Genomic DNA, 11,940 nt, shown 5'->3' on the forward strand with positions numbered 1-11,940 from the left:
GGGCTTCACCGCCTTCTTCAGGAAGGCGAGGAAGTTCGCAGCGTTCCGGTCCGGCCTGCACTCGCCGAGCACCTCGCCGGTGGCGACGTTCAGGGCGGCGAACAGGTTCGTGGTGCCGTGCCGCACGTAATCGGCTGTGCGCTTCTCGCCCGCCGCGAACGTCACCGGCAGCAGTGGCTGGGTCCGGTCCAGCGCCTGCATCTGCGTCTTCTCATCCACCGACAGCACCACCGCGCCGCCGGGAGGATCCAGATACAGGCCGACGACATCGGCGACCTTGTCCGCGAACGCGGGATCCTTCGAAAGCTTGAAGGTACCCGACCGGTGCGGCCTGAGATTCTCCTCGCGCCAGACACGGGCGATGTAATGCCAGGACACCGAGATACCTTCATGCCGCCTGAGGTAGTCGGCCAGTGTCCGCGTCGACCAGTGCGAAAGCCCGGTGCCGGCCGGCGGCGACATCCTGGTCAGTGCAATCACGCGCGCCCGTGTCCGTGGCGGGACCTGCTCACGCCCTCGCCGGCGGGGCCTGTCCTCCAGGCCGGCCAGGCCCCGCTCGGCATACCGGACCTTGCAGCGGTCCACCGTCCGCGCCGAGATCCCGAGGAGTTCGGCTATGTCCTTCCGGCGCCGTCCTTCACTGGACCAGAGCACGATCCGCGCACGCAGGGCCACATCGGCCGAAACACTGCGAGAGGCCAACAACTCCCGCAAATCTTCCGCTTGTTCAAGGGAGGGGCGGAGGTTCACGTCAGGCTCAACGAGACAGGGAGCCTCAAGTGACACTGCAAGGATCACGAGACACTAGTCCTCCGCGCTATTTCAGCGCGCCCGCCGTGAGCCCGCTCTGCACCTGCCGCTGGAAGACGATGTAGGCGGCGAGCACCGGCAGCATCGCGATGACCAGTCCCGCGAACAGCCCCGACCAGTCGCCTTTGTATCCCTGCGTCGCGGCGAGCCACACCAGCCCTTGCGGCAGCAGCTTCTTGTGCTCGTCACCGACATTGAGGACGGCCGGCAACAGGTACTGGTTCCACTGGCCGAGGAAGTTGAAGATTCCGACGCTGATCAGTCCGGGCCGGGCCATGGGAAGCATGACCTGGAAGAAGGTACGGGTGTGCGAGGCGCCGTCGATGATCGCCGCCTCCGCGACGGAGGTCGGCAGCGTACGGAAGAAGCCGCACAGGAAGAACACCGTGAACGGCAGCGAATAGGCGATGTAGACGAGGATCAGCCCGTGGTAGGTGTCCAGCAGCTGCATGTTCTTCATGACGAAGAACAGCGGGACCAGCGCCAGGATGACCGGGAAGCTCATGCCGCCCACGAACAGGTAGTAGACGAAGCGGTTCCCGGGGAATTCGAAGCGGGCGAGCACATAGGCCGCCATCGAACCGAGCAGCATCGTGCCGAACAGCGAACCGGCCACGACAATGACGGAGTTGAGGAAGTACTCGCCCATGTGCGCCTGGGACCAGGCGCGCGACCAGTTGTCGAAATGGAGCGCGGACGGCAGCGCCCAGGGCGAGGTGAAGATGGACCTGTCGTCCTTGAAGGAACTCATCACCGCCCACAGCAGCGGCATGGTGACCATGAGACCCCACACGACGAGCACGACGTGCGAGACGACATTGAGGACCCTGCCCTCGCCACGGCGCTCGCGCGGGCTGTCTGTGTGCACGGTCACTGCGCTTGCTCCCCGGTCGGCGGACGGCTGGTGCTGCGTGGTGTGCGCCATCAGTACTCCAGCCGTTCGCGCCGGCCGAGCTTCATGACGATGCCCGCGAAGATCATGGTGACGATGAGCAGGGCGACCCCGAGGGTCGTGGCGTATCCGGCCTGTCCGTCACGGAAGGCCTTGGTGTAGAGGAAGTAGGACAGCACCTCGGTCGAATAGGCCGGGCCGCCGGGGCCCACCGTCATGATCTGCACGACGGCGAATCCGTCGAGGGCCATGATGCCCATGTAGACCCAGCCGGTCTGCACGGTGTCCCACAGCAGGGGCAGGGTGACGCGGAAGAAGGTCTGGGCGCGGCCCGCGCCGTCCAGCAGCGCGGCCTCGTAGAAGTCCTTGGGGATACTGGCCATGCCCGCCGAGAAGAGCACGACGTAGAAGCCGACGTTGCTCCACACCATCACCGCCATGACGCACCACAGCGCGAGCCCGGGATCGCCCAGCCAGTTGGGCCGCACCGAGTCCAGGCCGATGCCGCTGAGAAAGGAGTTGAGGGCCCCGCTGTTGGGGTTGTAGGCGAACTGGAAGAGCAGGGCGACGATCGCGATGGACAGGACCTGCGGGAAGAAGTACACGACCTTGTACAGGCCCGAGCCGCGTACGCCCGCGACGGCCGCCCGTTTTCCGCCGCGGCCGCCGACGTTGAGCATGAAGGCGAAGAACAGGCCGAGCCCGAGCGTGATCAGGGGCAGGATGAGCAGCAGCAGGACATTGTGGCCCACGGCCTTCCAGAAGACGTCGTCCTGGACCATCTTGCGGTAGTTGCCGAACCCGACCACGGAGAAGTCGGGGCTCAGCCCCGTCCAGTCCGTGAAGGAGTAGTAGATGGCCTGGACGAACGGCGAGATCACGAAGATCGCGTAGATCGCCAGGGGCAGGGCCAGGAACCCCACGATGAACCGGTACTTGCCGTGCCGCATGCTCTTTCGACCCCGATCTGCCGCCACGTTGCCGCGCCCGGACCGGCGCCTTCGCCGGGCGCCGGTGCTCCTGGGACTAGTGCCTGTACTTCTTGACCGAGTCGTCCGCGCGGGTCTGGTCGGCGAACTTCTGGATCGTCGTGATGGCCTCGTCGGGGGTCATACGGCCGGCCATCATCTCGCCGAGCGCCGCGACCCCGATCTTCTCCTTCTCCAGGCCGACGTACCAGTCCTGGATACGGGGGTTGACGATGTTCTGCCCGGCCTTGGCGAGGGCCTCCTCGCAGGAGGACAGGCCCGGCGGCAGGCTCAGTCCCTCGGTGCCGCCGTGGAACGAGGTGAGCGAGGAGACCCGTTTGATGAAGTTCTGGCTGGACTTCTTGCCGAGCATGATGCGCAGCAGCTCCATGCCGCCCTGCGGGTTCTTCGCGTTCCTCGGGACGATGAACGGCTCGCCGCCGCAGGCCCAGATCGTGCCGAAGGGCATCTTGTCGCGGGCGGCGTCCAGGCTGGAGGGGGCTCCGACGGCCATCCTGAAATCGGCGGGGGTGGTCTTCTGCGCCTCGTTCTCCACCCAGGAACCGTTGGGGATGAACAGCGCCTTGCCCTCGTTCCAGGCGGTCTGCGACTCGATATGGGTCAGGCCGGGCGTGCCCTGGAGGATGTAGCCCTTCTTGTACAGCTCGTAGTACGCCTCGAAAGCGGCCTTGACCGCCGGGTCCTTCCAGGCGTTGGGCTCCAGGTTGTCGATCCGGTCGAGGACCTCCCGGCCGCCGATCTTGGCGATGAACGGGTAGAGACTGAAGGGGAGGTAGTAGGGGTACTTGCCCGGATAGGTCCAGCCGGCGATGCCCTTCTTCTTCGCCTTCTCGCACAGGGCGAGCATCTCGTCCCAGGTCTCGGGGTACTTCGCGTCGAGCTTTTCGAGATTGGTCCGCGAATACCACACGCCGTAGACGCTGTAGGCGTAGTACAGGATCCACGTCTCCTGGCCGTCGAACCGGCCCATCTCGACGACTCCGGGGCGCAGGGTGTCGCGTACCTTCTTGGCCGGGTCGTCCAGGGAGGGGGCGTCGAGCAGCGCGTTGAGGTCCGTCAGCTGTTTCTTGGCGACGAGGGTGCCCATGTCCATTTGTTTGGCACCGGAGTTGTCGATGAGGTCGGGCGGGGTGCCGCCGTTGAAACGGGGCTGGACCTGGGGCTGGATGTCCGGGGTGGCCGAGTGCTTGATGGCGGCGCCCGGGTGGGCGGCCTTGTACTCGGCCTCGGCGTCCTTCGCGTACTGCTGGCCGAATCCGCCGTCGAAGATGACGACGTCGAGCGGCGCGGTCTCATTGACGCCGAGCGGATTCCGCTCGCTCTTCTTCCCCTTGTCCACCTGCTTGTCGCCGCCGCTGCCGCCGCTCGCGCAGGCGCTGAGCACTCCCGCCGAGGGCACCGTGAGCAGCCCCACCGCCGCCGCCCGCCTGATCAGGTCGCGCCTGCCGATTGCCGAGCTGGATCCCATGCTCAAGTCCTCGCCTTCTGACGGACTCAGGCGGTGTACCGGTCTTTCCCTTGCGAGGTGGCCATCGACGAAGGGCCCGATTACCGCGGGTCGTGTGAAGCCTGGTGTGCTGGGCGTGCGCGCCGGGCCGGCGAATGCGCCACGGCGTCCCCGTACGCCGCTCCCCCCGGGTCCGCCGCGGCGGGCTCACGGCCGCCCCGGACGCCGACAGGTATAGTCCACCCCGCATCAACTGGGCAAGATCGTAAGCCGATTCGGCCACCAGTCTTTCTCGATTCGATACCGCTCTTGACACCGGCCGCCCCTCGCGCCGTACTTGGTCTCTGCGCGACACACGTGACAACGTTGTCAGTCCGTTCGTCGAGAGGCTTGAGATGCGGCTGCGACAGCGATCGGGATCCCCGCGGTCCGGACGGCACCGCCCGCGCACGCTCCCCCGGACCGTGGCACTGCTCGCGACAACGCTCCTGCTGACGCTCCCTCATATCCCGCAGGCCACCCCGTCCGTGGCGGCCGCGCCCGCCGAGCGCTTCGGCTCCTCCTTCGAGCCCGGCGAGCCGCGGCCCGACTGGAGCGACACGCCCGAGACCGGCCCCGATGGCCGTCCGCGCTCCTCCGGCGTCGACGGCGGGGACGCCGACGGCATCCCCGGCAGCGTCACGGACAAGGTCACCGCCGTGCGGGCCAGCGGGGAGAACGCGGCGTCGGGGGAGGTCAAGGAGAACCTCGTCGACGGCGACCCCGGCACCAAATGGCTGGTCCTCGCGGACTCGGCCTGGCTGGAATTCGAACTGTCCGAGCCGGTACGGGCCGTACGCTACGCGCTGACCTCCGCCGACGACGCGCCCGGACGTGACCCCCGGGACTGGACGCTCAAGGGCTCCCCGGACGGCCGGAGTTGGACCGTCCTCGACACGCGCACGGGCCAGGACTTCGCCCGGCGCTTCCAGACCCGCGTGTTCTCCTTCCCCGCCTCCTCCCCCTTCCGGCACTACCGGCTGGAGATATCCCGCAACCACGGAGAGCCCGCCACCCAGCTCGCCGAAGTGCAGCTGGCGACCGCGGAGACGGGACCCCCGCCCCCGAAGGCCATGCGCAGCCACGTCGACCACGGCCCGGCCTCCTCCCCCACGGCCAGGGCCCACGCGGGCTTCACCGGCACCCACGCGCTGCGCTACGGCGGCCGCCATCTGACCGGGGGCCGCGCCTTCGCCACCGCCAAGGTCTTCGACGTACGGGTCGCGGTGACGCCGCGCACCACCCTGTCGTACAAGGTCTTCCCGTCCATGACCGAGCCGGACCCTCGTTATCCGGCCACGCACATCGCCGTGGATCTCGCCTTCACCGACGGCACGTACCTCAGTGAGCTGGGCGCGGTCGATCAGCACGGCGCCGCGCTGACCCCACGGGGACAGGCCGACTCCAAGACGCTCTACGTCAACCAGTGGAACCACAAGGAGTCTCGGATCGGCGCCGTCGCGGCGGGCAGGACCGTCGCCCGGGTACTCGTCGCCTACGACTCCCCCGCCGGTCCCGCCTCCTTCCGCGGCTGGGTGGACGACATCTCCCTCGCGCCCGCGCGCGAGGAGCGCCCTCCGGCGCATCCGGCCGACCGCGCCCTGACCACCCGGGGCACCCACTCCGGCCCCGCCTTCTCGCGCGGCAACACCTTCCCCGCCACCGCGCTCCCGCACGGCTTCACCTTCTGGACCCCGGTGACCGACGCCGGGGCGACGGACTGGCTCTACCGTTACGCGGCCGCCAACAACGCCGACAACCTCCCCACCGTGCAGGCCTTCAGCGCGAGCCACGAGCCGAGCCCCTGGATGGGCGACCGGCAGACCTTCCAGGTCATGCCCACGGCCGCGCCCGACGGCGAGCGCGGCGCCCCCGACGCCGCGCGCGCCGCGCGTGCCCTCCCCTTCCGGCACTCCGACGAGACCGCCAGACCGCACTACTACGGCGTCACCTTCACCAGTGGCCTCAAGGCCGAGATCGCGCCCGGCGACCACACCGCGATGATGCGTTTCACCTTCCCGGGGAGGAACGCCGGGGTCTTCCTCGACAACGTGACCAACGCCGGAGGGGTGACCGTCGACGCGAAGTCCCGTTCCTTCAGCGGCTATTCAGACGTCAGGAGCGGGCTGTCCACCGGCGCCGGGCGGCTGTTCGTGCACGGCGTCTTCGACGCGCCGGTCGTCGCGGCGGGCCGGCCGCCGGGCGGCGGGGGCCCCGACGTGACCCGTTTCCTGCGCTTCGCGCCGCCCCGGGACCGTACGGTCACCCTGCGGATCGCCACCTCCTTGATCAGCGTCGAGCAGGCGAAGGCCAACCTCGCCCAGGAGATCCCCGACGGCACCTCCTTCACGGCCGTGCGCGAGCGGGCGCGCGCCGCGTGGGACGCGCTGCTGGGCCGTATCGAGGTCAAGGGCGCGACCGCGGACCAGCTGACGACCCTCTACTCGAACCTGTACCGCCTCTACCTGTATCCCAACTCCGGCTTCGAGAACACCGGTTCGCGCGAGCGGCCGCGCCCGCGGTACGCGAGCCCGTTCTCGCCGCGCGCGGGTGCGGACACCCCGACGCGCACCGGGGCGCGCGTGGTCGACGGCGAGGTGTACGTCAACAACGGCTTCTGGGACACCTATCGCACCACCTGGCCCGCGTACGCCCTGTTCGCCCCGGGCCGGGCGGGCCGGCTCGTCGACGGTTTCGTGCAGCACTACAAGGACGGCGGGTGGATCTCCCGCTGGTCCTCGCCCGGTTACGCCGATCTGATGGACGGCACGAGTTCGGACGTCGCTTTCGCCGACGCGTACGTCAAGGGGGTGCGCTTCGACGCGGAGGCCGCGTACGAGGCCGCGCTGAAGAACGCGACCGTGGTGCCCGGCGGCCCCGGCGTGGGCCGCAAGGGCACGGAGACCTCCGTGTTCCTCGGGTACACGAGCACGGCGACGCGCGAGGGCCTGTCCTGGGCACTGGAGGGCTATCTCAACGACTTCGGGCTGGCCAGGATGGGCGAGGCGCTGTACGCGCGGACGCACAAGGCCCGTTACCGGGAGGAGTCGGAGTATTTCCTGAACCGCTCCCTGAATTACGTCAAGCTCTTCGACACCCGCGTGGGCTTCTTCCAGGGACGCGACGAGCACGGCGACTGGCGGCTTACGCCCGGGGAGTTCGACCCGCGCGTGTGGGGCCACGACTACACGGAGACCAACGCCTGGAACATGGCCTTCACGGCCGTGCAGGACACCCGGGGGCTGGCGAACCTCTACGGCGGCCGCGCGGGTCTGGCGAGGAAACTCGACGCGTTCTTCTCGACCCCCGAGACGGGGGCGCCCGAGTTCGCCGGGTCCTACGGCGGTGTGATCCACGAGATGACCGAGGCGCGGGACGTGCGGATGGGCATGTACGGGCACAGCAACCAGCCCTCGCACCACATCGCCTATCTGTACGACGCGGCCGGGCAGCCCTGGAAGACGCAGGAGAAGGTGCGTGAGGTCCTCTCCCGGCTGTATCTCGGCAGCGAGATCGGCCAGGGGTATCCCGGGGACGAGGACAACGGCGAGATGTCGGCGTGGTGGGTCTTCAGCGCGCTGGGCCTGTATCCGCTGGTGATGGGCGGCGGCGAGTACGCGGTCGGCTCCCCGCTGTTCACCGAGGCCACCGTGCACCTGGAGAACGGCCGCGACCTGGTGGTCAAGGCGCCCCGCAACAGCGCCCGCAACATCTATGTGCAGGGCCTGAAGGTCAATGGCAGGCCGTGGGCCTCGACGGCGCTGCCGCACGCGCTGGTGGCGGCCGGCGGCACACTGGAGTTCGCGATGGGGCCTCGCCCCTCGGCCTGGGGCAGCGGTGAGCACGACGGGCCGTCGTCGGTCACCCGGGACGACAAGGTGCCCTCGCCGCTCGTCGATCTGGCCGAACCGGGCACCTCGGCGCTGACCGACAACTCCTCGGCGACATCGGCCACGTTCACCGCGGTGGACTTCGCGGTGCCGTCGGGTGCGCCCGTCACGTCCTACACGCTCACTTCGGCCGACCGGGCCGGGGCGCCGCGCGGCTGGGTCCTGTACGGCTCGGCCGACGGGGAGCGCTGGCGCGAGGTGGACCGGCGCGGGGGCGAGTCGTTCGGGTGGGACCGGCAGACGCGGGTCTTCGCCGCCGGCTCCCCCGGCGCGTACCGCCACTACCGGCTGGTGCCGGCGGGCGGTGCGGCGACGCTGGCGGAGGTCGAGCTGCTGGGCGCGCCGTCGTCGTGAGGACGCGGCAGGGCCGCACCCCGCGCGGGGTGCGGCCCTGGCCGACGGCTCGGTGCGGTCCCTTACTTGCGGATCAGGGAACGGAGCACGTACTGCATGATGCCGCCGTTGCGGTAGTAGTCCGCCTCACCGGGGGTGTCGATGCGGACGACCGCGTCGAACTCCACGCCCGTGTCGGTGGTGACCTTCACGGTGCGCGGGGTGCGGCCCTCGTTGAGCTCGGTGACGCCGGCGATGGCGAAGGTCTCCTCGCCGGTCAGGCCGAGGGACTCGGCCGAGGCGCCCTCGGGGAACTGCAGCGGCAGCACGCCCATGCCGATGAGGTTGGAGCGGTGGATGCGCTCGTAGGACTCGGCGATGACGGCCTTGACGCCGAGGAGCGCGGTGCCCTTGGCGGCCCAGTCGCGGGAGGAGCCGGAGCCGTACTCCTTGCCGGCCAGGACGACCAGCGGGACGCCGGCGGCCTGGTAGTTCTGCGAAGCGTCGTAGATGAAGGAGACGGGAGCCGCGTCAGCAGTCGCGGCCTTCGTGAAGTCGCGGGTGTAGCCGCCCTCGGTGCCCGGCGCGATCTGGTTGCGCAGACGGATGTTGGCGAACGTACCGCGGATCATGACCTCGTGGTTGCCGCGGCGGGAGCCGTAGCTGTTGAAGTCGCGGCGGGCGACGCCGTGCTCCGTGAGGTACTGGCCGGCCGGGGTGTCGGCCTTGATGGCACCGGCCGGGGAGATGTGGTCGGTGGTGACGGAGTCGCCCAGCTTGGCCAGGACGCGGGCGCCGGCGATGTCGGTGACGGGGGCCGGCTCCATCTGCATGCCCTCGAAGTACGGGGGCTTGCGGACGTAGGTGGACTCGGCGTCCCACTCGAAGGTGTTGCCGGTCGGGATCGGCAGGGCCTGCCACTGGGCGTCGCCCGCGAAGACGTCGCTGTAGGACTTGTTGAACATGTCCTCGCCGATGGCGTTGGCGACGACGTCGTTGACCTCGGCCTCGGTGGGCCAGATGTCCTTGAGGTGGACCGGGTTGCCGTCGGTGTCGGTGCCGAGCGCGTCGCGGGTGATGTCCATGCGCATGGAGCCGGCGATGGCGTAGGCGACGACCAGCGGCGGGGACGCCAGGTAGTTCATCTTGACGTCGGGGTTGATCCGGCCCTCGAAGTTGCGGTTGCCGGAGAGCACCGAGGTGACCGCGAGGTCGTGGTCGTTGACGGCCTTGGAGACCTCCTCCGGCAGCGGGCCGGAGTTGCCGATGCAGGTGGTGCAGCCGTAACCGACGAGGTTGAAGCCGACCTTGTCGAGGTAGGGGGTCAGGCCCGCCTTGTCGAAGTAGTCGGTGACGACCTTGGAGCCGGGGGCCAGGGTGGTCTTGACCCAGGGCTTGCGGGACAGGCCCTTCTCGACCGCCTTCTTGGCCACCAGCGCGGCGGCGACCATGACGTAGGGGTTCGAGGTGTTGGTGCAGGAGGTGATCGCGGCGACGGTGACGGCGCCGTGGTCGATCTCGTACGTCGTGCCGTCGGGGGCGGTGACGGTGACGGGGTTCGAGGGCCCGCCGTTGGGGTGGACGGCCGGGGCGTCGGAGGCCGGGAAGGACTCCTCGCCCGCCTCGTCCGCGGTGGCGACGTAGTTGAGGACGTCACGCTCGAACTGGGCCTTGGCGTCGGCGAGGACGATACGGTCCTGCGGGCGCTTGGGGCCGGCGATGGAGGGGACGACCGTGGAGAGGTCGAGCTCCAGCTTCTCGGAGAAGTCCGGCTCGGCGGCCGGGTCCAGCCACAGGCCCTGCTCCTTGGCGTAGGCCTCGACGAGCGCGACCTGCTGCTCGCTGCGGCCGGTCAGGCGCAGGTAGTTGAGGGTCTCGCCGTCGATCGGGAAGATCGCGGCGGTGGAGCCGAACTCCGGCGACATGTTGCCGATGGTGGCGCGGTTGGCGAGCGAGGTCGCGGCGACGCCCTCGCCGTAGAACTCCACGAACTTGCCGACGACGCCGTGCTTGCGCAGCATCTCGGTGATCGTGAGGACGAGGTCGGTGGCGGTGGTACCGGTCGGCAGCTGGCCGGTCAGCTTGAAGCCGACGACGCGCGGGATGAGCATGGAGACCGGCTGGCCGAGCATCGCGGCCTCGGCCTCGATGCCGCCGACGCCCCAGCCCAGCACGCCGAGGCCGTTGACCATCGTGGTGTGCGAGTCGGTGCCGACGAGGGTGTCGGGGTACGCCTGGCCGCCCCGGACCATGACCGTGCGCGCCAGGTGCTCGATGTTGACCTGGTGGACGATGCCGGTGCCCGGCGGGACGACCTTGAACTCGTCGAAGGCGGTCTGGCCCCAGCGCAGGAACTGGTAACGCTCCTTGTTGCGGCCGTACTCCAGCTCCACGTTCTGCGCGAAGGAGTCCTTGGTGCCGAACCGGTCGGCGATGACGGAGTGGTCGATGACCAGCTCGGCCGGGGCCAGCGGGTTGATCTTCGCCGGGTCGCCGCCGAGCTCCTTGACGGCCTCACGCATGGTGGCGAGGTCGACGACGCAGGGCACACCGGTGAAGTCCTGCATGATCACGCGGGCCGGCGTGAACTGGATCTCCTGGCTGGGCTGGGCCTGGGAGTCCCAGTTGCCCAGCGCCCGGATGTGGTCGGCGGTGATGTTGGCGCCGTCCTCGGTGCGGAGCAGGTTCTCCAGCAGCACCTTCAGGCTGTACGGCAGGCGCGCGGAGCCCTCGACCTTGTCCAGCCGGAAGATTTCGTACGACTCGTCGCCCACCTGCAGCGTGCTGCGGGCGTCGAAGCTGTTCGCCGACACGGCAGTCTCCTTCATGCATGAAATCGCGTACTGCGGCAATCCTGCCGCCCCGACGCCGCCCCCATCCGCTAAGGTGTGCCTTAGTTAGGCAAGCCTTACTGGCGCGGCAGCGGTACGCCTCTCGGCAGATATCTCGATGTCGAGATAACTGTAGTACATCGCCGCGACCGGGTCATGCCCTGCTGCCCCCGATCCGTGGCAGTGAAGGCCGGGCGTTCTTCGGACGGCGATGTCGAGAATCCGCGACCGGCTCCGTCCCCGCAGTGAACGCGACCACAATGGGTCGCACCCTGTACGGAGGAGAACCGCCATGGCGAAGTACCTGCTGCTGAAGCACTATCGGGGCGCCCCGGCTCCGGTCAACGACGTGCCGATGGACCAGTGGAGCCCCGAGGAGATCTCGGCGCACGTGCAGTTCATGCACGACTTCGCGGCGCGGCTGGAGAAGACCGGCGAGTTCGTCGACGGGCAGGCGCTCGCTCCCGAGGGGGCGTGGGTGCGCTACGACGGCGAAGGGCGCCCGCCGGTCACCGACGGACCGTTCGCCGAGACCAAGGACCTCATCGCCGGCTTCATGGTCATCGACGTCGACAGCCACGAGCGGGCCGTCGAGCTGGCCGGGGAGCTGTCGGCCGCCCCCGGGGCGGGCGGCAAGCCGATCCACGAGTGGCTGGAGGTACGCCCGTTGCTGACCTCGCCGCCCACCATCACCGAGTGACATCCACGA

Annotated in this window: 7 protein-coding genes; 2 read left to right on the plus strand and 5 right to left on the minus strand. The window is 69.1% G+C overall.

Features of this window, described 5'->3' with window-relative positions:
* From ACFP1Z_RS30150 to ngcE, 4 genes are all read right to left on the minus strand, one after another.
* A partial coding sequence (locus tag ACFP1Z_RS30150) for an IS630 family transposase (RefSeq protein ID WP_390320888.1) occupies positions 1 to 750 on the minus strand: 750 nt, incomplete at its 3' end.
* Between the two features lie 67 nt (positions 751 to 817).
* Complete coding sequence (locus tag ACFP1Z_RS30155) at positions 818 to 1,735, minus strand: carbohydrate ABC transporter permease (RefSeq protein ID WP_390320889.1); 918 nt, start codon at positions 1,733 to 1,735, stop codon at positions 818 to 820.
* Positions 1,735 to 2,652, minus strand: a complete 918-nt coding sequence (locus tag ACFP1Z_RS30160; protein ID WP_390320890.1) for a carbohydrate ABC transporter permease — start codon at positions 2,650 to 2,652, stop codon at positions 1,735 to 1,737. Before ACFP1Z_RS30160 ends, ACFP1Z_RS30155 begins: the two co-directional genes overlap by 1 nt.
* A 76-nt stretch (positions 2,653 to 2,728) precedes the next feature.
* On the minus strand, positions 2,729 to 4,159 hold the full coding sequence (gene ngcE, locus ACFP1Z_RS30165; protein WP_390320891.1) for an N-acetylglucosamine/diacetylchitobiose ABC transporter substrate-binding protein: 1,431 nt from the start codon (positions 4,157 to 4,159) through the stop codon (positions 2,729 to 2,731).
* Between the two features lie 374 nt (positions 4,160 to 4,533).
* On the opposite strand from ngcE, the gene ACFP1Z_RS30170 reads away from it, so the two are divergent.
* Positions 4,534 to 8,421, plus strand: a complete 3,888-nt coding sequence (locus tag ACFP1Z_RS30170) for a GH92 family glycosyl hydrolase (RefSeq protein ID WP_390320892.1) — start codon at positions 4,534 to 4,536, stop codon at positions 8,419 to 8,421.
* A 62-nt stretch (positions 8,422 to 8,483) separates the two neighbouring features.
* Here ACFP1Z_RS30170 and acnA read toward each other — a convergent pair whose 3' ends face one another.
* On the minus strand, positions 8,484 to 11,213 hold the full coding sequence (acnA, locus tag ACFP1Z_RS30175) for an aconitate hydratase AcnA (RefSeq protein WP_390320893.1): 2,730 nt from the start codon (positions 11,211 to 11,213) through the stop codon (positions 8,484 to 8,486).
* Between the two features lie 310 nt (positions 11,214 to 11,523).
* On the opposite strand from acnA, the gene ACFP1Z_RS30180 reads away from it, so the two are divergent.
* The gene (locus ACFP1Z_RS30180) at positions 11,524 to 11,931 is read left to right on the plus strand and encodes a YciI family protein (protein WP_390320894.1); all 408 of its coding nucleotides are present in this window, start codon (positions 11,524 to 11,526) and stop codon (positions 11,929 to 11,931) included.
* The last annotated feature ends 9 nt before the right edge of the window (positions 11,932 to 11,940 follow it).

Origin of the sequence: Streptomyces gamaensis (assembly GCF_042656465.1) — a bacterium.
Taxonomy (GTDB): domain Bacteria; phylum Actinomycetota; class Actinomycetes; order Streptomycetales; family Streptomycetaceae; genus Streptomyces; species Streptomyces gamaensis.